Here is a 22,096-nt window from a genome sequence, read left to right on the forward strand (position 1 = left end):
ATATTTCTCTCCTTTCTAAAAGTTCGATCCTCGGACTCGTGGTAGCATTTTCGGCGGGAATGCTCAGCATCCTGATCGTGAACTGGAACACACGGGACCTCTTGCTCGCCTGTTTGCGATCCCTTTGGCGCTTTCGGCCCGTCTTTGAGGTAGAGACTATTGTGGTCGACAACGCTTCCGGCGACGGAAGCGCAGAGGCCGTTGAATCCGAGTTCCCCTGGGTTCGGCTCGTCAGGGCCGGAAGGAACCTGGGCTACGCCGCAGGTAACAACCTGGCGTTCCTTAATGCCCAAGGTGATTGGCTCTTAACGCTTAATCCTGACACAGAGTTTGATGACGATACGCTCCAACGGTCTGTCGAAACCTTAATCGATAAGCCGACCTATGGCGCGCTCGGGGTGCGCTTGGTCGGACCCGAAGGGGAAACTCAGCGGTCGGTCCGTGGCTTTCCGTCCCTCGCCGGCGTCCTCGGGGCCGCGACCGGCCTCGACCGGCTCTTCCCTAGTTCGCCGCTTGGGTCGTACAGCCTCCCCACCTTCGACTATGCCGCGGACGGCCCCGCCCCCCAGCCGATGGGGACTTTCCTGCTTTTCCGACGTGCAGCGCTGGAAGCCGTAGGGGATCCGAGCCGTCCTTTCGACGAAAGGTTTCCCATCTTCTTTAACGAGGTGGACCTTCTCTATCGGCTTGGGCAGGCGGGGTGGCCATGCTGGTATTCCTCACAGTGCCACGTCCGGCACCACCATGGGGCCAGCACCCGACAAGTCCGCAAAAGTATGATTTGGGAGTCGCACGAGAGCTTAGTCCGTTACCTTCATAAGCACTCCCGCGGGCCGCAAAGGTTGTTGCTTCCCGCCGTTGCCTTGGCGGTGCGAGCCGGGGCTTTTGCCCGGGCAAAGGGCTACCATGCCGGATTTCGACCTGACCATAACAATCTGTAGCTGGAACACGGTCGAAGACCTTCGCACCTGCCTGGCGAGCCTTAGGGCCTGCGCCGACGAGGGCTCGTTCGAGGTCCTCGTCGTCGACAATGCCAGCTTTGACGGGTCGCCGGACATGGTGGAGAGGGAGTTCCCCGAGTTCCGCCTCTTGCGCCAAGGGACGAATTTGGGATTCACGGGCGGCCACAACCTGGCCGTGGCCCAGCGGCGGGGGCGCCACGCGGCGCTCCTCAACTCCGACACGGTCGTCCACAAGGGCAGCGTCCGCGCCCTGCTGGCCTATATGGAGGCGCACCCGGAAGTGGGCGTCGTCGGGCCGAAACTGTTGAACCCAGACGGTTCGCTGCAGTACAGCTGCCGCAGGTTTCCGAACCCGGTCGCGGCGGCCTTCCGCAACACCGTCCTCGGCCGGCTCTTCCCGAATAACCCCTATGTCAAGGAGTACTTGATGCAGGACTTCGACCACACCCAGAACCGAGAAGTGGACTGGGTCAGCGGCGCGGCGATGTTCCTTCGGGCCGAGCTCATCGAAAAGGTCGGGTTGCTGGATCCCGGCTACTTCATGTACTGCGAGGACACCGACCTCTGCAAGCGCGCCTGGGAGGCCGGGTTCAAGGTCGTGTATCTTCCCGAGGCGGTGGTGACGCACGCGATTGGGCGGAGCACGGACAGGGTCGCGAACAAGATGATCGTCCGGTTTCACAAGTCCATGCTGCGGTACTACCGCAAGCACCTTGTCTCGAAAGCGCCTGCCCCCTTCCGCCCGTTGCTGGTCGCCGCCGCCGCGACCGCGCTTGCGTTGCGGGCCGGCCTCTTTCTCGCGAAGAACCATATGGACGTCGTGCGCCGATGGCTGAAAAGGCCGCGCTGAACCTCAGGCCCGAGCTCGGCCTGCTCTGCGCCGCTTGCGTCCTGGTGCCGGTTATCGGCGGCCAGGTGAGCCTCGACGCCCAACCCTTCGGGCCGGGAGGCATTGCCGAGGGCCTGCTCGGCGGGGCCCAACTTCCCTTCGGGGCTCGGCTCCTCATCGGTCTGCTCGTGCTCGGGGGGCTCGCGATCGTCGTTCTCTCGCGGCGCGTCCTGCAGGCCCCGAACCCCCGTCTGGGCTATGCCCTCTTCAGCCTGGTCGTGGTCCTCGGCCTCTCGACGAGCGTGACCGCCTTCCCCTACCTCGCCTATGCGCAGTGGCCGAGTTGGATCCTCTATGCGTGCGCGCTTTACCTGACCGTGGCGGCGGCGGGACGCCGGCGCGGGATTCGCGCCGTGCTCTGGTGCTTGGCGGGTGCGGGCACGCTGGTCGCGGTCAAGGGCATCCTGGAATACGCAGGGATGCGCGCCACGGAGCCGACTTATCGCATCTTCGCGGACTGGAACAATCCTAATGCCCTTGCCGGGCTCCTTGTCGTCATCGCCCCGGTGGCGCTCGGTCTGGGGCTCACCGGAGAGCGTTTGGAGCGGCTGGGCGGGCTGCTCAGCACGGCCCTCGTCCTCTTCGCGCTCGCCTTGACGCAGAGCAAGGGCGGCTTCCTGGCGGAGGCGGTGGCTCTCGCCGCCTTTGCGGGGATCGCTCTGGCGTGGCGCGTCCCGGCCAAGAGGCTGGCGGTCGCGGCCGTTCCGCTCGGCCTTGCGGGCCTGCTCGTGGGGGGGCTGGTCGCCACTGCACCGAAGACCGGGACGGCGGGCCAACCCTTCGCCCGGGTGGTCGCGGCAAGCTCGACCCAGGAGCAGTCTGCGGGCTTCCGCACCTTGCTTTGGCGAAGCGCGGCGGAGTTGGTGAAGACCCGGCCCATGGGCTGGGGGCTCGGGGCCTTCCGATTCGAATCGGCGCGCCCTGGCCTTGTCAGCCAGACCCACTTCGCACACCAGGCCTATTTGCAGACGGCCTTTGAAGGCGGCGTCCTCGCGCTGGCCTTGCTGTTGGTCGCGGCGGGAATCTGGCTGCGCGATGTCTGGCGTGGGGCCCTATCGGCGCCGCCAGACCAAAACCTGCTGCGTGCGGCCGTCGTCGCCGGGGTCGTCGGGGTGGGCACGCACGGCTTCGTAGAGAGCTCGCTCTCTTACTTTGGGGTCGCCTTCGTGGTCTTCGTCCTGATGGGCGCCGCCCTGCAGCTCGCGCCGGACGGGAGCCAACCCGAGTCCACGCCGAAGCCGATTCGCCAAGCCTTGTTCTGGATCGGCTGCGTGCTGCCTGCGTGCCTCCTTTTGCACACCGCCCTGGTCGAGTTCTTCAAAGCGAGCGCGGAGACCGCGCGTCAGGTCGAAGCGCGGCTACCTCTCCGGGCGGCCTCCGAACGGGCGATCTCTCTCGCGCCCTTCGACGGGGAGGCGCACGCCATGGCCGTCTTCGCGAGCGACGCGCCCCAGGAGGCGCTCGACCATGTTCGTGAAGCCGCCCGCTGGCAGCCCAGCACCCGGTACCTGCGACTCCTCTCCGACGCGGAGCTCCTGATGCAGCACCCGCAGTCGGCGCAGGCCGCGTTGGAGGAAGCCCTGATCCGGGATCCCAACAACCTCTCGACCTTGGAGCGGCTCTATAAGCTCTACCGCCAGAGGGGCGAGACGCAGATGGCGCTGGCCACGGCCGAGCGGCTGGTGGCGATCGAGGACAGCGTGTACTTCAAGACCAGGGCGATCCCGGAGCTCGTGCCCCTGGAGACTTACGACGCGCGTCTCTTCCTGGCCGAGCGCGAGAGCGACCCCGAATCGAAGCGAAGGCTGCTGCTGGACGCGGCGGAGGGGTTCGCCCGGTTCGCAGAGCTGACCTGGCCCCTGGTCAAGCGGGGGACGGAGGCGAAGGTGCCCGGCGGGTTCCTAGGGATCACCGAGCAAATCGCCCGGGACGCGGTCGCACGCGGCAAGGACGCCGCGGAACAGGCGGCCCGATTGTCCGCTCCGGGGAGCCCGGACGCGAAGCGGGCCGAAGACCTGGCTCAGCGGCTTGCGATCGATTGAGGCGGGGCCGAGGGCGCGCCGTTCAAGAACCGCTCGACCACGCCCTTGGCGATGGGCGCCGCGCGCGTGCCGCCGTGCCCCCCGTTCTCGACCATCACGCAGATCGCGATGCGCGGATTTTCCAAAGGCGCGAAGCCGACGAACCAGCTGTGGGTGTCGTGGTCCTTGCGGTTCTCCGCACTGCCCGTCTTGCCGGCCCAGCGCAGGCCCGGGATGCGGGCGGTTTGCGCCGTTCCGGACTCGATGGCGGCGACCATTGCACTCTTGATGAGCGGCCAGTACTGCATGGAAACGTCCACCTTTCCTAGCACAAACTTATCAATTTTGCGCGTCTCGCCGGTGTTTGGAAAAACGACCGACCGTACCATGTGCGGCTGGTAGCTCTCCCCGTTGTTAGCCACGAGCGCAGCGACGCACGCCATCTGGAGCGGGGTCACGGCAAGCTCGCCCTGGCCGACGCTGAAGTTCACGGTGTCGCCGGTGGAATAGGGGCGGTCGCGGTGCTTGGCCCACCATTCCTCGGTCGCCACGGTGCCGGTGGCCTCACCCGGAATGTCGATGCCCGTCCGGCGGCCGATGCCCACCTGGTCGCACGCTTTACGCAGCGCGTCCGGCCCTGCGCGGACGCCAAGGTCTGCGAAGTACGCGTTGCACGACTTCTCCAGGGCGCGGTGGTAGGAGACCGAACCGTGCACGCCAAGGCACTTGAAGCGCTTGCGCCCGACTTGGTAGTAGCCCGAACAGAAAGCGGGGCGGCTCGGGGAAAAGACGCCCGCCTCGATTCCCGCGATCGTGGTGACGAGCTTAAAGGTCGATCCGGGCGCGTACGCTGCCGCGTAGGCCCTCGGGAATAGGGGCCGGGCGGGGTCGTCGCGCAGCGCCGAGTACTCGTCCTGGCTGAGGCCCCCGAGGAACTTGGAGGCGTCGTAAGTGGGGTTGCTCGCCAGGCACAAAACGGTGCCGTCGCTCGGGTCTATCGCCACGACGGAGCCCCTATAGCCGCCGAGAAGCTGGAGGGCATATTTCTGAAGGTCCAGGTCGATGCCCAAGACGAGGTCGTCTCCAGGGATCGGGTGGTCGACCCCGAGTTCGCGCAGCGGACGCCGGCGTGCGTCAACGATCACGCGTTCGCGACCGGCCGTGCCCATAAGCTCGGCTTCATATTGGCGCTCCAGGCCCGCCAGGCCCACGTAGGCGGCGGGCTGGATCCCCTGCTTTTCGAGGCGCTCCACATCGACGTCGCGCGGCTGGCGCACATAGCCGAGCGAGTGGGCCAGCTCTAGGGGGGCGACATAGTTGCGCACCGGTTGGGTCTCCACCCCGAAGCCTTGGAGCCGGTAGGCGTTCTCCGCGAGCCAGGCCGCGACCTGCAAGTCGGCGCCGACATGGACGGGGGCGGGGAGCTCGCCGACCCGCGCGTGCTCCTCGATCTCGCGTTTCAAGCGCTTGGGGTCGATCCCGAGCCGGGCCGCGACCTCCTGGATCACTTCTGGGTGCTTGAGGGCGATGCTTGGCTTCGCAGTGACGACGACTTCCGGCCGGACGCCGGCGATGACGCGTCCCTTGCGGTCGAGGATCCGGCCGCGCGGGGCCAGGCGCGAGACCGAGGCCTCGCTCGAGTTCTCGCCCCGGACGCGCAGCTCGTCCGATTGGACGAACTGGAGGTACCAGAGCCGGACCAGAAAGGCCACGACAGCGGCCAGTACGACCCCCAGGAAGACGAAGTCGCGCAGGGTGACCGGTCGTTCTTCAGGGGCGCGGATCATGCAGGGAGTTTAGCCTCGGTGGATCGGACAGCGGCCCTTTGGCTCGCTCCCCCGCTTGAACTCCTTACGGACTTTCTCGGGGCAATAGACGGTGGCGCGCTGGCCGGAATCCGCGCACACTTCCACCGAAAGCGTCTCCTGGTCGATCTTGATGGGGGCGGCGGGTGGCTCGACCACCTTTGCCGGCTCGTTCGGGACCAAAGTGGATTCGTCGTTCAGCGGGACCGTGCGCATGTCCTCGGGCGGACCTGGCTCGGAAGTGGCGGCGCGTTGCTCGTCCGGCGGTTCGTCGCCGGGCTCCTCGTCCCTTTGACGCCGCGACTCTTGCTCTACGGCGCTGCTGAGCTCGGACTTCTTCTCGGGATAGAAGGCATGGACGCGGTCCATCACCCGGGCCCATATGGGCGCGACCACGTCGCCGCCCATGACCCATTCCGCCATCGAGCCATAGCGGGGCGAGCGGCCCTCGCGGGGAATCTCGTTCGCGACCCAGCCGATGCCCACAAACTTGTCCGTATAGCCGCAGAACCAGGCGTCTTTGTTGTCGCTCGTCGTACCGGTCTTGCCGCGTGCGTTTGTGATGCGCCCGGCCGCCCGGCCGGTACCGCTGACGGCGACCGCGCGCAGGAGGGAGTCCATGCCCCGGGCTGCGTCGCTACTAATGACGCGACGAATCACAGTGGGCTCGTTCTTTTTGACCGGCAGACCGTCCGGGCCGATCACCCGGACCACGCAGAAAGGCACCACCCGGTCCCCGCCCGTCTGGAAGACGCTATAGGCGGAGGCCATCTCGAGCAGGCTCACTTCACCCGCGCCGAGAGCGACCGAGGGGACGGCGGGCAGGTCGCTATTGAACCCGAACGCAGACTTGGCCAAGTGGACCGCGTTCCGCACGCCGACGCCCTGGATGGCCCACATCGCGGGCACGTTGATCGAGTACATCATGGCGCTCCGGACCGAGACGCTGCCCCCCTTGCCGCCGCCTCGGATATAGCGGTACCCGTTGCCCTCGCGGATCTTGAACGGCTCGTTGCTGACGCTCCCATAGGGACTGAGAGTGCCGTACTCGAAGGCGGCCGCATAGATGAACGGCTTGAAGGCGGAGCCCGGTTGACGCCGCCCCTGGGTCACCACGTTGAATTGGTTGCGGTCATAGCTGGGGCCGCCCGTCATGGCCTTGATGCGGCCCTCGCTGTCCATGACAACGAACGCGCCCGTCGTCACCCGCGAGCGCCTTAGACTGTTGACCTGGTCGCGGATCACCGAGTCGACCTGCTGCTGCAAACCGAAGTGGAGCGTGGTCTCGACGCGGTACCCGCCCCCGGAGAGGTCGACCGACGGCAAGTTCTCCCGGAGATAGGAACGGACGTAGTCCACGAAATACGGCGCAAGCTTTTTGCCAGAGAGGCCGGCGACCTTGTCCCTGCGCAGTTTGACCGGTTCGACAAGCGACTTCTCATAGTCCTCTTCGCTGACCCAGCCCTCGTCCAGCATCGTCCGCAGGACGACGTCCCGGTTCCGCGTCGAGGTCTTCAGGTCGACAAAGGGGTTTTCGACGCTCGGACGCCGCACGCAACGGGCAAGCATGGCCGCCTCTGCGTAGGATAGATCGTTCAGATCTTTACCAAAATACACCTCTGCGGCGGCCGAGATGCCATAGGCGCCGCTCCCGAAGTAGACCGTGTTGAGGTAGAGGTTGAGGATCTGGTCCTTCGTCAGGCGGCGCTCGATGAGGGTCGCCAAGGCCATGTCCTTCACCTTGCGCTCCATCGTGCGGTCGGTGCTGGTGAAGGCCTGCTTCGCCAGCTGCATGGTCAAGGTCGAGCCGCCTTCGACGCGCCGGCCGCTCGCCGTGTTGAAGACGGCGCGGAACATGCCAACGGGGTCAACCCCGCCATGGTCGTAGAACCGCTTGTCCTCGGCGGCGAGGATGGCGTAGATCACCTTGACCGGGACCTTGTCGATGTCGACCGGTTCGCGGTACTCGGTTTGGATGGTCTCCAGGACCTTCCCGTCCGCGCTCACGATCACGCTGGGCGTGCTGGTGGCGGAGCGCATCACCTCAGGCAGCTTTGGAAGGAGCGTCGCCGCTTCGTCCAGTTGCCGCATCACATAGGCGGTCGCCGCGGCGAGCACAACGTTGACAAGCAAAACTGAGACACAGCCGAAAGTCTTGAGCCTTCGAATCCTACGGGCTTTCCGGTTCGGACGAACGCGGACTCTTGACGTGGCGGCAGGCGTCACTCGTGTGGATTATGACGGTCGGCCAGGGTGAACCGTTCCTCAGTCCTTAACGCGGTTCGAAATCCGCTCCAGCTCTTCGTCGGTCAGGTTGCCGACGAGCACCAGCGTCACGCCGCCCGCCTTCCAGCTCCGGGCACGAGCCCGCTCGCCGGCGGCTCTCCGCAGGCGTTCCTCCAGGACTTCCCCGCGAACCTGGAAAAGGGAGACGGGGCCCTTCGGGGTCAAATAGGTCTGCATCACGACTTTCGCGTTGCCCGGCTCAAGCTTGCGGGCCGAGGCCAGCTTCCAGCCCTGGATCGGGAGGATGCGGAAGGGCCGCATGCCGAACTCCCGCTCGAACCTGCGCAGGTCGTCCTCGGCGGTGACCACGCGGGCGCCCGGTTTGTTGATCGTAAAGGCGTCGGCAGGAATCTTCGCGTTGTAGTCGACCCGCGTGTACTCGAAGAAGGCGTTCTGGCCTCCTTGGCGGTCGAACGTCTGGAACTTCAGCACGTTGCCTTCTGCGGGGTCGATCCAGACCTTGAGCAAACTGCCCCCGGGATCCTTCACCTCTAGCACCCGCGTCTTGATCCCGGCGACGGGGCCGCCTTCCTCTTCCGTGTGTTCGCCCTTCCTGCGGCCCCGGGCAAACGCGCCGCGGATCCGGGCGACAAACTCGCGCTCCCGGGAGGGCACCTCGCGGATCTCGTTGGTGCGAGGGTCGAATGCGTGGCGGGTCATCCCGTCGTCGACGATGACGAACCCTTTCGTGGCTCCGTCCAAGACTTCGATCCGCATCTTCCTTCCGTCGCGGATGACCCGCTCGGTGACGAGCCGCGGCCCGTCTTTATCGCGGAACTGTAAAGTCCTTACACCTAAAAACTTGACCTTATCGTAAGAGTCCATGACCTTCTTCACAAGGTCAGGGACGGGTCTTTGGGCAAGGGCCGTCCCCGACCCGAGAAGGGCCACGGCAACGACGTGGGCGGCTCGCAAAGGGGTCACAGTGGCTTGGCGCTATCGTCGGTCCAGCCGAGGCCATAGGCGGCTTGACGGCCTGCGTCCTCATGGGCGCTGATCAAGGCTTCCTCGATGGACTCGCCCGGCTTCGTCACCGAACCCTTGACCGCGCCGACCGGTTCGACGTTCGGCTTGGCCGGGTTGACCATCGCGAAAAGGAGGAACGCGCCGGCGACCGCGGTGGCGGCGGCAAGACCCTGAAAGGCCAGCGTCCATCGGGTCCGCTTGGGCTTCGGCGCCATATGGGCCAGCTTCTCGTTGAGGGCGCTGCGCCATGCCAGGCTCGGCTCGTCCTCCGGCAGCTTCGCGATGAGCGAGGACAGGCTCCGCTGCGCTTCCAGACCCTCGTCCAGCTGGAGGGCGTCGGCCATGGTCAGCGGCTCCTCCGAGGAAAGGCGGGAAAGAAACTCCTTGTCTGCTCTCATGATTCAGCTCCGGCTAAGTAAAGGGAAACTCGCTTTTGAACGTGGCTGCGGGCGAGGAAAAGGCGGCTCTTCACGGTCCCGACGGGAACGTCGATCGCCATCGCAATCTCTTCGTACCCCATGTCCTCTTTGTCGTGGAGGAGAAGGACTGTCTTGAGCTTGTCGCTCATCTCGGCGATCGCTTGCTCCAAGACCTGCTGCAGCTCCTCTTCGAGGACCTTCCGTTCCGGGTCCCACCGAAAGTCGGCGAACTCGACCGGCTCTTCCCCGTCTGGGGCGACATCGATCGATTGGCGGGCGGGTGCGCGTTCGTGGCGCCGGGCCCGGTCGACGCAAAGGTTATAGGCGATGCGGAACAGCCAGGTCCGGAGCGAGGCGCGCCCGTCGAACCGGCTCATGCCTTGGAAGGCTTTGATAAAGACCTCCTGGGTGATGTCCGCCGCTTCTTCCTGGTCGCGAACCATCCGCCGGACGAAACCGGTGATCCGTGCTTGGTAGGCGTCGACGATCTTGCCGAACGCGTCATAGTCCTGGCGGCGGCACTGGAGGACTAAAGCCGCTTCCGCCGAAGCGTCCAACTTACCTTTTGCCGCCAAACGGTCTGCTCCTGCCCAAGCGGTCATCCAAGTGTCCAGACGCAAACGTTCCGGACGAGTTCACCGGGAGGGGCCTTGGTTCCCCTCCCGGCGACAAGAACCGGCAAAGGCCGGGGGTCGTTAGAACCGGACGCCGGCGTAAACGCCGAAGCCGTTCAGCTGGCTCTCGTTGCTGCCCCAATAGCGTCCCTCGATGAAGAACGGGGTGCTGCTGCGGACGAAGTCGTAACCGACGACCAGGTTGAAGGTGAAGTCCACGTCGTTGCTGTCCTGGTTCCGACCGCCCTTGATGTGGGTGAAGCCGACGCCCGCACCGGCACCGTAGTAGACCTGCTGCGACCGGGCGACCCAGTTCAGCTGAAGCGGGATGTTGGAAAAGTCGCCCTTTCCGTAGTAGTCGGCGGAGATCGTGAGGCTGGCGCTCATTTGGTTCGAACTGCCATAGTTCAGGTCACGAATCTTGTACTCAAGCCCACCGGCGAACCAGCTGCGGCCCTCCTCGTCACGGGCATCGCCGTTCGTCGGGAAGAACAGGCCCAAGCGGGCGGAGAGGCCGAGCGGCTTTTCATATTGCGCAGCGGCGGGGGCGGCGAGCATAACTCCCAGAGCGACGGCGGCGAGCGTAATCGCGGTCTTCTTCATCCTTGACTCCTTAATAGAGGGCCACGCCTTTTTGCGACGGCCTACCTTGATTCTGACGAATTGGGAAGGCACAAGGCCGGGCCCTGGGCTAACGAATCTTCGCCTTTTCTTTACCGAGCCGCCTCCAGAAGGATTTCATAGGCGAGACGGGCGGTCTCGACAAGTGCCTGGCGACTGACCCGCTCCTCGTGGGTGTGGATCTTCTCCATGCCCGTTCCCAGCACGATTGTCGGCACGCCCTTAGCGTTGAAGACGTTGGCGTCGCTGCCGCCCAAGGTCGTGCGGAGTTCGCCGGTCATGCCAAGCCGCCGTGCCGCGTTCTGCCCCACCTGCACGACCTTGGCGTCGTGCGGCACGTCGTAGGCGCCGTAGTGCCGGTCGTGGACCACTTCCACCTTGGTCTCCCATTCGCGGGCGGCGCGCTCGAATTCTTTGACCATGCGGTCGACCACACGGTCCAGTTCCTCCGTGTCCGTGCTGCGGGCTTCGCCGCGCACCAACACCATCGGGCAGACAACGTTCACGGCCGTGCCGCCGCTGATGATGCCGAGGTTGTTCGTGGTCTCTGGCCCCAGGCGGCCGACCTTGAGCTTGCTGATCGCGTCGGCCGCGACGCTGATGGCGTTGATCCCGTTCTCGGGGTCCTTGCCCGCGTGGGCCGGGCGCCCATAAACGGTGAACTCAAGCCGGTCGTGGGTCGCGGTGCGGGTGACGAAGGTGCCGACGGGCGGGCCTGTGTCTAAAACGAACCCGAAGTCCAGCTTCAAGTCGTCCAGGTTCATGGCGTCCGCGCCTTTCAGGCCGATCTCCTCCGCGCAGCTGAAGAGCAGGTAGACGTCGCCGTGGGGCTCGCCCGATTCGATCAGGCACTGCACGGCCTCGATCGCGGGAGCCATCCCCGCTTTGTCGTCCGCGCCCAGGATGGTCTTCCCGTCCGAAGTGAACACGCCGTCGCGCTCTTCGATCACAAGACCCTCGGTCGGCTCCACCGTGTCGAAGTGGGCGCTCAAGAAGATGCGGGGCGCGCTGCCCATCGTGCCGGGCAGGCGCGCGATGAGGTTGTTCGCGTCGCCCCCGATCCTGCTTCCGGCGTCGTCCTCCCAAACTTCCAGCCCCATCGCCTCCAAATGCCGCCGGACGAAGGCCACGCACTTCTTCTCGTGCAGGGCGGGGGCATTGATCAGGCAGAGGTCTTTGAAAAGGGAGACCAGCCTTTGTTCTTCAACCATGTGCCCGAAGTTTAACCTGTCACAGAAGCGGGGCACGCGATACAATCGCGCCCGTGGCGACGCACAAGGTCTTTGTCGAGGGTTTTGGAGAGTACGTGGTCGAGGAGGGCACAAAGCTCGTCCTCGCCCTGGAGCGGAACGGGGTGGACATCAGCCACCGGTGCGGCGGGAACGCGCGCTGCACGACCTGCAGGGTGACCTTCTCCACTCCGGAGCCGCCGATGGGCGAGAAAGAGCGCCAGAGCCTTGACGAGGACGGCGTGCTCGGCCAATTCCGCCTGAGCTGCCAGATCCGGGTCGACCGCGACATGACGGTGAGACCGATGATGCTCGCGAGCGAGCAAGGCTGGGACCCGGGCATCGAGGTCGAGGAGTGACGCCGCCGCCCGGCCTTGAAATCCTATTCCCCGGTATAAACCCGGCGAATGTCTGAGCTGCTCGCGGCCAAACTGATCCGGGACGTCCCCGATTTCCCAAAGCAAGGGATCATCTTCAAGGACATCACGCCGGTGCTGCAGAACGCGGCCGCCGCCCAGGAGGCGATCGACCTTCTGGCCGCGGACGCGCGGGACCGGGGTGCGGAGGCCATCGTCGGGATCGAGAGCCGGGGCTTCGTCTTCGGCGTGCCGGTCGCCCTGCAACTCGGCATCCCCTTCTCGATGGCGCGCAAGCTCGGAAAGCTGCCCTATTCGCGCATCACCGAGGAATATGCGCTGGAATACGGCACGAACACGATCGAGATGCACACGGACGCGGTCGACCCTGGCCAGCGGGTCTACATCGTGGACGACCTCTTGGCGACGGGGGGCACGGCCGCCGCTTCGGCAAGGTTGATCGAGCGGCTCGACGCGAGCGTCTGCGGCTTTGGCTTTCTGGTAGAGCTGTTGTTCCTCGAAGGCCGCAAAAATTTGCTGGGATATCCGATCTGCTCGCTGATCAAGTTCTGACTCTGCCAGAATCTTGTCGTGGTCGTCGCAACTCTCTGTCTCCTGCTCGTCGGGCAAACCGCCACCGTCCAAGGTGTTCCTGTTAGCCGGCTCCTTGCGGACGCCGCCGCCTACGACGGCAAGGCCGTCTCGGTCTCGGGCCAGGTCGGCGACCTTGAGCAAAAGACCAGCAAGAAGGGCAACAAGTACACCGTCTTCAAGCTCGCTTCCGGTAAGGAGTCCGTCAGCGTCTATATGCAGGGCTGGCCGGAACCGGCCCTGAAGCAGGGCGACTCGGTCAATGCCACGGGCGTTTTCGAGAGAGAGCGCAAGGTCGGGAGCTTCACCGTGAAGAACCAATTGGACGCGACCAAGGTGAAGGGCACGGACTACGGCGTGAAGCTGCTCAAGCGCGGCTCCGGCGCCTGACCTAAGGTGCAGGACCCCTGGCTCGCCGCCGTGATGGGGCCAACGGGCTCTGGCAAGACGGCGCTGGCAGAATCCCTTGCCGAGGCGACCGGCGCGCTCCTTGTCAACGCGGACGCGTTCCAGATCTACCGCGGGTTCGACATCGGGACGAACAAGCCCGAGGACCGGGCGCGGTACCACCTGATCGATATCCGCGACCCGGGCGAGGAGTTCGGGGTCGGCGAGTGGGTCTTGCTGGCGCAGGCGGTCCTGACGCGCGCGTTCCAAGACCAGCGCCCGATCGTGGTGGTCGGAGGGACGGGGTTCTACATCCGCGCGCTCTTCGAGGAATATGTGGACCTGCGGCGGCCGCCAGACCCCGCCGTCCGCGCCGAACTGATGGCGCGCGAGCAGAAGGAAGGGCTCGCCGCCCTCGTCGAGGACCTACTCCATCGGGACCCTGAAACTTCCGTCGACCTCAGAAATCCTGTGCGCGTGCGCAGAGCGCTCGAGCGCCTCTCAACTCCGAAAGATATCGTGGCGGTCGAACTACCCGCTTTCCGCAAGTTCAAATTTGCACTAAATCCGTCACCTGAACCGTTTGAAAACCGTCTACGCGCGCGCGTCAACGAAATGTTCGAAGCGGGATGGCCCGCCGAGGTCGAAGGTTTATTGAAAAAGGGGGTCCGAGAAGATTGCCCCGCTATGCGTGCCATCGGGTATCAATGTATCGTTAAATACCTGAGGGGTGCGATCAACCGGGAGCAGGCGGAGTCGGAAATCTTTCTCGCGACGCGTCAGTACGCAAAACGACAAAGGACATGGCTCCGGTCTGAGCCGCGGTTAATACAATTGACCCCGCGCGACACACTGGATTGCGGTGCGAGCGCGGTTTTTCATGAGGCGATGCAGCACCTCGTCACGGAGGAATGAACTAAATAAATGGCAAAGGCAATTAACCTCCAAGACATGTTCTTGAACCAGGTCCGAAAGGAAGGGATCGGAGTCACTATCTACTTGATGGGCGGAGTCCAGTTGCGCGGTCAGGTGCGCGGCTTCGACGCCTTTACAGTCCTTCTCGACACCCCTGGAAAGCCGACCCAACTTGTCTACAAGCATGCGATCACGAGCGTCGTCCCCGCCCGCCAAATCGGTGGCAGCGGCGGTGGTGGCCACCGACCCGAACACTCCGAGGCACCGCCCGAAGAAGAATAAGGCATGCGCTTCGTCAAGATGCATGGCATCGGTAACGACTTCGTGCTCGTGAACGGCGAGCGCGAGGCCGTTACCCCTGGCCAAGCCGCGCGGCTGGCAGTGCCGATCTGCGACCGGAAGTTCGGGGTCGGTTCGGACGGGCTCATCGTCGCCTACCCCGGCCCGACCGGTTCCCTGGCCATGCGGATGTGGAACCCAGACGGCTCGGAGAGCGAAATGTGCGGCAACGGAGTCCGTTGCTTTGCGAACTTTGCGCGCGATGAGGGCCTCACCGACTCGCTGGAGATCCCGGTCGAGACTGGCGCCGGCCTCCTCACCCTGTCGATCCTGGCGGACGGCCGCGTACGGGTCGATATGGGCCCAGCCCGGTTGACCCGGGGCGAGATCGGCATGGCCGGCCCCGCCGGTGAAACGTTCGTCGCGCAGACGGTCCAAGCTTTGGGCGCAACCTATTCCGGCACGGCCGTTTCGATGGGCAATCCGCACCTGGTCCTCTTTGTGGAGGACCCCGAGGCGATCGAGCTGACGGAGGTCGGCCCGGCCCTGGAGCACCATGCCCTGTTCCCAAACCGGACGAACGTCCACTTTGCCAAGGCGGAGTCGCGGTCGCGGGTCAAGATGCGGACTTGGGAGCGCGGGGCGGGCGTGACGCTCGCTTGCGGCACGGGCGCTTGTGCCGTCGCCGTTGCGGCGCACCTGAACGGGCTCGCCGACCGGCGTGCCACGCTGGCCCTACCCGGCGGCGAACTCGAGATCGAATATCAGGAGGATGGCCGCGTCTTCATGACCGGCCCAGCCACGAAGGTCTTCGAGGGCGAGTGGAGCGGCTAGCTCCGACCTCACTGCACGGCCGTCGACCCTGACAAGGGCGGCTATTCGCCCCGCTGGAGCTCGCGCCGCGTCTCTTTCGCGCGGAGAGCCTCGCGCTTGTCATATTCCCGCTTGCCCCGAGCGAGGGCGATGGCGACCTTAACCCGGCCCTTCTCGTTGAAGTAGACCTTATAAGGGACGATGGTCAGCCCCTTTTCCTGCGACTTTCGCTTGAGACTGTCGATCTCGCGCCGGTGCATCAGAAGCTTGCGCTTGCGGCGTCGGTCGTGCCCAAAGTGGGAGGACTTGTCGTAGGGCTCCACGTCCAGGTTGTGCAGCCACAACTCGCCGTCCTCCACCGCGCAATAAGCGTCGGTAAGGTTCGCGCGACCGAGATATACACTTTTCACCTCGGTCCCAACGAGAGCGACCCCAGCCTCGTGCGTCTCGACAAACTCATAGTCGTAGCGCGCCTTACGATGCTCGATCGTGGCCGGGCCCTTTTTCTCGTCCTTCTTGCTGCCCTTTGCAGCCATGGGCGCGGAATTGTACCGGAGGTACTATCTTGGGGCTATGCGTACCTGGTCGGCTGTGGGGGCCGCCTTTCTTTGTCTGCACCTGGTCGGTTGCGGCCAGAACTCGGAAGCGAATAAGAAGCCTAAGTCCCTTTACGAAAAAACCATCACGACCGACATCAAGGTGGGCACGGGGCCGGTGGCAGAAGATGGAGACCTCGCACTGGTCGAATACGTCGGAAAGTTTCCAGGCTCGGGCAAGCAATTCGACTCCAACGTCAACAACCCGAACAACAAGACTCCGCTCGCCTTTCACGTGGGATCGTACGAGGTGATCAAGGGCTTTAGCGACGGTGCGCGCGGCATGAGGGTCGGGGGCGAGCGCGAGGTCAAAGTGCCCTATGACTCAGGCTACGGCGAGGTCGGCAGCCCGCCCGCGATCCCGCCTTACTCCGACCTGAACTTTAACCTAAAGCTCCTCTATGTCGTTAAAGATAAGGAACGCAACGTTTTCGACTATGAGGACGTCAAACCAGGCACTGGGCCCGAAGTCAAGGTTGGCAGTAAGGTTACCGTCCATTACACGGGTAAGTACCTAAACGACTATCTGTTCGACGACACGCGCAAACGGGGGCAGCCCGTCACCTTCACTGTCGGCAAACAGCAGGCGATCTCCGGCATTGACAAAGGCGTTGTCGGGATGAAGCAAGGCGGGTCGCGCAAACTTTGGCTCCCTCCCGACACGGCCTGGGGCATGGGGGGTAGCGAGGACGTGGCCGGGAACCAAGTCCTCGTCTACGAGATCGAGCTTCTGAAAGTCGAGTAGCTACTCGGCCTTACCGTTCCAGAAGCGGTCCTTTTCATCGACCGTCGTCCCTTGGCCGACGAGCGCCGAGATCGGCTTGGACGACGTGTGCCCGTCCGTCCAAGTCACCAGGACGCAGTCTTTCTGATAGCGCGGCCAAAGCTGGCCCTGCGACCGCGCGTCCGGCCACTTCAGGTCGGTGCGCCACTTGCTGGGCGGGTCAATGCGCTCGTAGCCGATCGGGTTCGTGACCGAACCGCCACCCGGAATGGGGAGGTCCTTCATCGTCGATTCCGCGTAGGCGACCGTCTGCGCGGGGGCGCCGAGCGAGGTCGCGGAAACGCCGATGTAATAGAAGGGCCGCGGGTTCTGGCCGTTCGGGTCGAAGGTGTCGATGCGCTGGTTCAGGTAGGTGTAGTTCATCCCATAGCTGGGGTTCGAACCGACCACGTACTCCCAATACTCGTTCTTGGGGTCGAAGCGGCCCCGGCCCTGGGGGTCGGCGAGCGACGGGTCGTCGGCGCGGTCCTTGGGCGAGAGCAGCACGTCCCGGCTCTTGGTGTAGGGCAACAAGAGCGCCGCCCAGTACTTGAGCCCGTGGTCCGGTTTCGGGTCGGCCATCGAGTACATGTAGTAGCGCGGCGGCAGAACGTCGTCGCTGTCCCCGATGTAGAGCATCGTGGCCGTGCCGATCTGGCGGAGGTTGCTCGTGTCGCTCGTCTTCTTGGCGGCGTCCTTGGCCTGGGCGAAGACGGGGAAAAGGATCGCCGCCAGGATCGCGATGATCGCGATGACGACGAGCAGCTCGATAAGGGTAAAGGCGCGTGCCTTGCGCTTAAGTGCTCCCTGCATGTCGCTATGGTCGCACCTGGTGGCCCCTCCCGGCATCGCGCGGGTGGCTAGTGCTTGACTATTTTGACGAGATCGGATTCGGTCTGAACTGAAAGTTCCTTGGCTTCTTGCATAATATGACTGAACTGACGTTCTCTTGCGGTTTTTGCCGGACAATCCGGGCGCGGGAGCGTGCCGTTAGAAGCGTCCCACAAAGGAAGGCGCCTGCCTAAATCGGACAACTGCGCCGGCGGTCGGCGGCGACGCCAGCCGTTCCGCGAGATGCAGTCAGCAGCGACCTACTTCGGCGGCTGCCAGTCGGCCGCGCCAACCATGCGGTCGACCCAGTCGCCGATGGCCGCTTTCATCGAACCTTTTGCATTCGCCTGTGTCTTGAGGATGGCTTCCTTCGCCTCCTGGTAGTGGCCGAGCCTAAAACTGCTCCGCGCATGGTACAGGCTAATGAGCGGCTGATCCGGCCACAGGGCGAAAGCTTTCGAACTACACCTGTAGGCTTCCTCCCCTTCCTGGGTCGGGAATTTGTCATAGCAGAGCGCGGCCCAAGCCGCAGCCTCATGCTGGGCCAACGTTTGTGGCCTCGGAGCGTTCAGGGACTCTGCCTCTTCCCCGCCGATGTTGAAGTAGCACGGGAGGCTCCCCTTGAGCGTAGTCCGCGCCCCTTCCCGATCGCGAAGGTGGCAGTATGCAATGCAAAGGAGGGGGTAGTAGCAGTCGTTAACACGACCGCTTTCATTGTTTACGAGCGTCTTGACCGCGTCGGCCGGCCGATCCATGTCGATGTAGAGCCGGGCGAGCTTTGGCGGGATGAAGCTAAAGTAGCCTCCTTGCGAGAACTTGGGTGCCCCCTCAAGAGCTTCCTCAAGGATGCGGGCCGCCTGCGCGAGATCGCCTTGCCGAACGGCCTCGTCCGCCAGCCGTTCTTGTTCGCCCTGGCGACGAAACTCGGCATTAACAACCTCAATATCTCGCGGGTCAGGTTTCTCAGCGGTCTCATAAAACTTAATCGTGCCGTTAGTTTTAGTCCCCTGGTGCACTCGACTATCGTTCCGCACTACGACCGCTGCCTCGGATGCGTCGCGCGAAGCGCAACCCAAGCAAAGAGCGAGTATCGCGAATACCCCAATGCAGTGCCGAAAATCTCGTTGTTTTTCCATTGTTGTGCTCAAGGTACGAATGTAGCGCCAGTTGTGTGCAGGAAGCTCCAGGTCGGCTGAACCGGGAAGTCCGCAGTATAAGACCATTGCGCCGCCCCATTTTCGACCGGGCCCCATGGATCCGTCGGTAACGAGCGACTGACGGAGCCACCCCAATACCAGGTAAATTCCTTGAGTGCAACCCAGTGCACGCCATAGAGGCCCTCATGTTGGGGCGGCTTGTACATAACGTAAGCTTTGAAGCTCTCGGTAGCGATTCGCGATTGAGTTATGGGCGGCTGCCAGTGTGGCTCCAACAAAGCCCAAGGTGAGTCCCCGGTCCAATTGAAGCTCGCAACGGGATCAATGGACGAATAGTAAGGTCCAGAGAAAGGATAACTTGTGTCAAGGCCATCAATTCCGTTGGTTTCTAGGTGTTTGGGAACTCCACCCTGCACAATGTGCCTTGCGGGAATCAACTTTTGAACGAATTGCCATCTACCTACACCATCGTAGACGGCTGGAGTACATGGGTTTGCCGCCCATATGATCCCAGCAGGTCCTAGTAGAGTTTGACCCCACGGAGCTAGCCCTCCAAAGAGCCGAAAGCGGAGATCACCGCCTACCATGTTCTTCTGTGGTGTGCCGATTCCAACGGAAACCTGACTTGGCGTTGGTTTCTCGAGCGTGACGGTTCTTGTAATCGTCAACGACTTCTGCACTGGCCCGCCAATGAATGTTTGGCACGTAAAGTCTCCCTCTCTTAGCTTGCTGAAGTAGCACGTGGTCGACTTAGCGATACCGGGAACATAGGGGGTGATCGTGGCACTGTTCGGCCACGCGCTATATGCGGCGAACAGACGACCTCCGCTGATTGCCCATTGGTACGTATCGTCCGGATAGTCCGGTAGTCCACCCTTGGTCAGCGTCGCCACGACCTCTTGGCCGACTAGGCAGTAGTCGTTGTTGCCGCCAGAGCCAGATTGAACGCCGTCAAAGTCGATATCGATCGGGTAGATGTAGGGTTTGTACCAAACTTCGCAGAAAGGAAAGTCAGGATAGTTCGCCGTAACATCGTTCGGTGACGGACTGACGGTCAATGTAAACGAGGATGCCTTATACTTGACCGACCAGCGGCTTCCTTCGCTAACCTTATTGACCTCCGGGTCTCCGAGACCGTTGTTGGCGGCTCCACTGTGGTCATAGGCCGCCCGGCAGTACTCGCCGATAACGATGGCGGGGGGCGGTTCGTCCGTCGGCGATGACTTCATCCACGTCACGGTTGCTGTGATCGTGCCTGTGCAATCTGTCCACCCCGGATTGAACGGAAGGTGGGGCTCCGCACCGTATCGGCCGGTCGGGTTTTGGTCGTTGTACGAATCGCTGAAGATGTCAGGCGAGCCACTAGCCTGCATCCGCCAGGTACCACCCGAGTACTCAATCTTATAGTAACCGGCCTGACCAAGAACCGCGGTGTTCAAGGCGAGCCATAGAGCCGCCAACCGCCAACCGCCAACCGCCATGCTTTTACAATAAGGCGGAGTTCAGAATTCTTGCGGGCCAAGAGGACTAAAGGACCTCTTGCAAAGTGGCTTCAGCCCAGCTTCTTCTCGATCGTCGCGAGGACGTCGTCGACGTCCGGGATGCACTCGAGTTCGAGGACTCGGGCGTAGGGCATGGGGACGTTGAGTCCGCCGACCCTGACCACGGGGGCGTCGAGGTCGTCGAAGCAGTCTTCTCCGATGCGGGCTGCGATCTCTGCGCCGAAGCCGCCGCTGCGCCAGTCTTCATAGACCACGACCGCGCGATGGGTCTTGGCGACGCTGGCGTAGATGGTCTCGGTGTCGAGCGGAAGCAGCGAGCGGACGTCCACGACCTCGGCCTTGACCCCTTTCTCCGCGAGCCTCTCTGCGACGGCCAGGTTCACCTGGGTCATGCGGCTATAGCCGATGAGGGAGAGGTCGCTACCCTCGCGCAGGATCTGCGCCTTGCCGAAGGGCACGACGAAATCCTTGTCGTCCGGGATCGTGCCCTTGAGGGTGTAGAGGCCGGGGTTCTCGGTGAAGATGACGGGGTTATCGTCCCAGATGGCGGTCCGCAGCATGCCGTAGGCGTCTTCGACCGTCGCGGGCGCGACGACCTTGAGGCCCGGGCAGTGGGCGTACCAGCCCTCCATCGAGTGGCTGTGCTGGGCGCTGAGCTGCTTGGCGGCGCCGCCCGGCCCGCGCACGACCATCGGCACCGAGACCTGCCCACCCGTCATGTAGTGGATCTTGGCCGCGTGGTTGATGATCTGGTCGAGCGCCAGGATGGAGAACGACATCGTCATCATCTCGACGATCGGGCGAAGCCCGGTCATGGCCGCGCCGATCGCGATGCCGGTGAAGCCAGGCTCGACGATGGGGGTATCGACGACGCGCTTCTCGCCGTACTTTGGCCAGAGGCCCTTGGTGACCTTGAAGGTGCCTTCATAGCGGCCGATGTCCTCGCCGATGACGAAGACGTCCGGGTTCCGGTCCATTTCTTCGTCGATGCAACGGTGGACCGCGTCGCGATAAGTGGTTTCGATAGTGCTCATTTTGGGGTTGGAGATTGGGTCTCGCGTCGCCGCCGTGGTCAGTGGCCCTTCTCCGGCTCCATGTCCGTGTAGAGGTCTTCATAGACTTCGTGGGGCTCGGGGAACGGGCTCGCCTTAGCCTTCTCGAAGATCTCGTCGACGTAGGCGATGGTCTCGGCGTCGATCGCCTCCATCTTCTCGCGGGTCATGACGTTGCGCTCCTCCATAAGGGCTTCGAGGCGCTTGATCGGGTCGCGCTTCATGGCGAGGTCTTCTTCGTCCTTCGTGCGGTAGAGCTGGCGGTCGTTATCGGCCGCACCGTGGCCGGCAAAGCGGTAGTTCATCACTTCGACGACGTAGGGCTTCCCTTCTTTCCGGACGTAGTCGACGATTCGGGCGGCGTCCTTGGCGACCTGGACCACGTCCATGCCGTCGATCCGCTCGGACTTGATGCCGAACGGCAGTCCCCGCTTGTAGAGCTCGGGGTCGGCGGCGTGGAACTCCAGCCGCGTGCCCATCGCGAACTCGTTGTTCTCGATGATGTAGATCACGGGCAAGTCCCAGAGGGCGGCCATGTTCAAGCTCTCGAAGAAAACCCCCGCGTTCGCGGCACCGTCGCCGAGGTAGCAGAGGGTCACCCGGTCTTCCCCGCGATACTTGGCGGCGAAGGCGAGGCCCGTACCAAGGGGGGTGTGGCCCCCGACGATGCCCCAGCCGCCCCACCAGCGGCGCTCTTTGTCATAAAGGTGCATCGAGCCGCCCTTGCCCTTGGCGAGGCCGCCCTGACGCCCCATAATCTCGGCCATCACGGCCACAGGGTCGCTGCCCAAGAGGATCGGCTGGGGGTGCGCCCGGTAGGCGGCGATCAAGTCGTCATAGCCCGCCCGGATCGCATGGTGGAACCCCACCGCGGTGGCCTCCATCCCGATGTAGACGTGCATGTAGCCGCCCACCAGCCCTTGGCGATAGGCGACGTTGCACTTTTCCTCGAAGTGCCGGATCAGAACCATTTGCCGGTAGAACTCTTCGAGCTTTGCCGGGCTTTCAATAGCCAATATGTCTGTCTTCGTCACGCGCTGTA

23 protein-coding genes are annotated in these 22,096 nt (G+C 63.7%); 10 read left to right on the forward strand and 13 right to left on the reverse strand.

What is annotated here, in order from left to right; translation table 11 throughout:
• The first annotated feature begins 59 nt into the window (after positions 1 to 59).
• From KF733_10400 to KF733_10410, 3 genes are read left to right on the forward strand one after another with little or no spacing between them, the layout of a single operon-like run.
• Positions 60 to 941 (forward strand): glycosyltransferase family 2 protein, encoded by an 882-nt coding sequence (locus KF733_10400; protein ID QYK55411.1) that lies wholly within the window; start codon positions 60 to 62, stop codon positions 939 to 941.
• Entirely contained in the window at positions 907 to 1,812 is a 906-nt protein-coding gene (locus KF733_10405; protein QYK55412.1) for a glycosyltransferase family 2 protein, read from the forward strand. Before KF733_10400 ends, KF733_10405 begins: the two co-directional genes overlap by 35 nt.
• Entirely contained in the window at positions 1,791 to 3,893 is a 2,103-nt protein-coding gene (locus tag KF733_10410; protein QYK55413.1) for an O-antigen ligase family protein, read from the forward strand. Before KF733_10405 ends, KF733_10410 begins: the two co-directional genes overlap by 22 nt.
• Here the strand turns inward: KF733_10410 and mrdA are convergent.
• From mrdA to KF733_10445, 7 genes are all read right to left on the reverse strand, one after another.
• Complete coding sequence (gene mrdA / locus KF733_10415; GenBank protein ID QYK55414.1) at positions 3,872 to 5,659, reverse strand: penicillin-binding protein 2; 1,788 nt, start codon at positions 5,657 to 5,659, stop codon at positions 3,872 to 3,874. The two genes, KF733_10410 and mrdA, sit on opposite strands and share 22 nt — an antisense overlap.
• A gap of 9 nt (positions 5,660 to 5,668) precedes the next feature.
• Positions 5,669 to 7,810 (reverse strand): transglycosylase domain-containing protein, encoded by a 2,142-nt coding sequence (locus KF733_10420; GenBank protein QYK55415.1) that lies wholly within the window; start codon positions 7,808 to 7,810, stop codon positions 5,669 to 5,671.
• 132 nt (positions 7,811 to 7,942) lie between these two features.
• Positions 7,943 to 8,887 carry a hypothetical protein gene (locus KF733_10425; protein ID QYK55416.1) on the reverse strand — a complete coding sequence of 315 codons (945 nt, stop codon included), beginning with the start codon at positions 8,885 to 8,887 and terminating at the stop codon, positions 7,943 to 7,945.
• Complete coding sequence (locus KF733_10430; protein ID QYK55417.1) at positions 8,884 to 9,327, reverse strand: hypothetical protein; 444 nt, start codon at positions 9,325 to 9,327, stop codon at positions 8,884 to 8,886. The genes KF733_10425 and KF733_10430 overlap by 4 nt, the downstream gene beginning before the upstream one ends.
• On the reverse strand, positions 9,324 to 9,950 hold the full coding sequence (locus tag KF733_10435; protein ID QYK55418.1) for a sigma-70 family RNA polymerase sigma factor: 627 nt from the start codon (positions 9,948 to 9,950) through the stop codon (positions 9,324 to 9,326). Before KF733_10435 ends, KF733_10430 begins: the two co-directional genes overlap by 4 nt.
• A 93-nt stretch (positions 9,951 to 10,043) precedes the next feature.
• A complete protein-coding gene (locus KF733_10440) occupies positions 10,044 to 10,565 on the reverse strand; it encodes a hypothetical protein (protein ID QYK55419.1) in 522 nt (173 codons plus the stop codon).
• A gap of 110 nt (positions 10,566 to 10,675) precedes the next feature.
• On the reverse strand, positions 10,676 to 11,794 hold the full coding sequence (locus KF733_10445) for a M20/M25/M40 family metallo-hydrolase (protein QYK55420.1): 1,119 nt from the start codon (positions 11,792 to 11,794) through the stop codon (positions 10,676 to 10,678).
• A gap of 53 nt (positions 11,795 to 11,847) precedes the next feature.
• Here KF733_10445 and KF733_10450 point away from each other — a divergent pair, with 53 nt between their 5' ends.
• The 6 genes from KF733_10450 to KF733_10475 are packed head-to-tail and all read left to right on the forward strand — an operon-like array spanning position 11,848 to position 15,174.
• A complete protein-coding gene (locus tag KF733_10450) occupies positions 11,848 to 12,171 on the forward strand; it encodes a (2Fe-2S)-binding protein (GenBank protein ID QYK55421.1) in 324 nt (107 codons plus the stop codon).
• A 48-nt stretch (positions 12,172 to 12,219) separates the two neighbouring features.
• A complete protein-coding gene (locus tag KF733_10455) occupies positions 12,220 to 12,741 on the forward strand; it encodes an adenine phosphoribosyltransferase (GenBank protein ID QYK55422.1) in 522 nt (173 codons plus the stop codon).
• Positions 12,742 to 12,759: 18 nt separating this feature from the next.
• Positions 12,760 to 13,149 (forward strand): hypothetical protein, encoded by a 390-nt coding sequence (locus KF733_10460; GenBank protein QYK55423.1) that lies wholly within the window; start codon positions 12,760 to 12,762, stop codon positions 13,147 to 13,149.
• 6 nt (positions 13,150 to 13,155) lie between these two features.
• Positions 13,156 to 14,061, forward strand: coding sequence for a tRNA (adenosine(37)-N6)-dimethylallyltransferase MiaA (miaA, locus tag KF733_10465; protein ID QYK55424.1), 906 nt, complete (start codon positions 13,156 to 13,158; stop codon positions 14,059 to 14,061).
• 9 nt (positions 14,062 to 14,070) lie between these two features.
• Entirely contained in the window at positions 14,071 to 14,343 is a 273-nt protein-coding gene (gene hfq, locus KF733_10470; GenBank protein QYK55425.1) for an RNA chaperone Hfq, read from the forward strand.
• A gap of 3 nt (positions 14,344 to 14,346) precedes the next feature.
• Positions 14,347 to 15,174, forward strand: coding sequence for a diaminopimelate epimerase (locus KF733_10475; protein ID QYK55426.1), 828 nt, complete (start codon positions 14,347 to 14,349; stop codon positions 15,172 to 15,174).
• 41 nt (positions 15,175 to 15,215) lie between these two features.
• Here KF733_10475 and smpB read toward each other — a convergent pair whose 3' ends face one another.
• Positions 15,216 to 15,689 (reverse strand): SsrA-binding protein SmpB, encoded by a 474-nt coding sequence (gene smpB, locus KF733_10480; protein QYK55427.1) that lies wholly within the window; start codon positions 15,687 to 15,689, stop codon positions 15,216 to 15,218.
• A gap of 37 nt (positions 15,690 to 15,726) precedes the next feature.
• Here smpB and KF733_10485 point away from each other — a divergent pair, with 37 nt between their 5' ends.
• Positions 15,727 to 16,494, forward strand: a complete 768-nt coding sequence (locus KF733_10485; GenBank protein QYK55428.1) for an FKBP-type peptidyl-prolyl cis-trans isomerase — start codon at positions 15,727 to 15,729, stop codon at positions 16,492 to 16,494.
• On the opposite strand, the gene KF733_10490 is transcribed toward KF733_10485, so the two are convergent.
• From KF733_10490 to KF733_10510, 5 genes are all read right to left on the reverse strand, one after another.
• A complete protein-coding gene (locus KF733_10490) occupies positions 16,495 to 17,325 on the reverse strand; it encodes a prepilin-type N-terminal cleavage/methylation domain-containing protein (protein ID QYK55429.1) in 831 nt (276 codons plus the stop codon).
• Positions 17,326 to 17,603: 278 nt separating this feature from the next.
• Entirely contained in the window at positions 17,604 to 18,359 is a 756-nt protein-coding gene (locus tag KF733_10495; GenBank protein ID QYK55430.1) for a tetratricopeptide repeat protein, read from the reverse strand.
• 128 nt (positions 18,360 to 18,487) lie between these two features.
• The gene (locus KF733_10500) at positions 18,488 to 19,981 is read right to left on the reverse strand and encodes a hypothetical protein (protein QYK55431.1); all 1,494 of its coding nucleotides are present in this window, start codon (positions 19,979 to 19,981) and stop codon (positions 18,488 to 18,490) included.
• A gap of 71 nt (positions 19,982 to 20,052) precedes the next feature.
• A complete protein-coding gene (locus KF733_10505; protein ID QYK55432.1) occupies positions 20,053 to 21,036 on the reverse strand; it encodes an alpha-ketoacid dehydrogenase subunit beta in 984 nt (327 codons plus the stop codon).
• Between the two features lie 38 nt (positions 21,037 to 21,074).
• Positions 21,075 to 22,088, reverse strand: a complete 1,014-nt coding sequence (locus KF733_10510) for a hypothetical protein (GenBank protein ID QYK55433.1) — start codon at positions 22,086 to 22,088, stop codon at positions 21,075 to 21,077.
• Positions 22,089 to 22,096: the final 8 nt, after the last annotated feature.

This window comes from Fimbriimonadaceae bacterium, from assembly GCA_019454125.1.
Classification (GTDB): domain Bacteria; phylum Armatimonadota; class Fimbriimonadia; order Fimbriimonadales; family Fimbriimonadaceae; genus JALHNM01.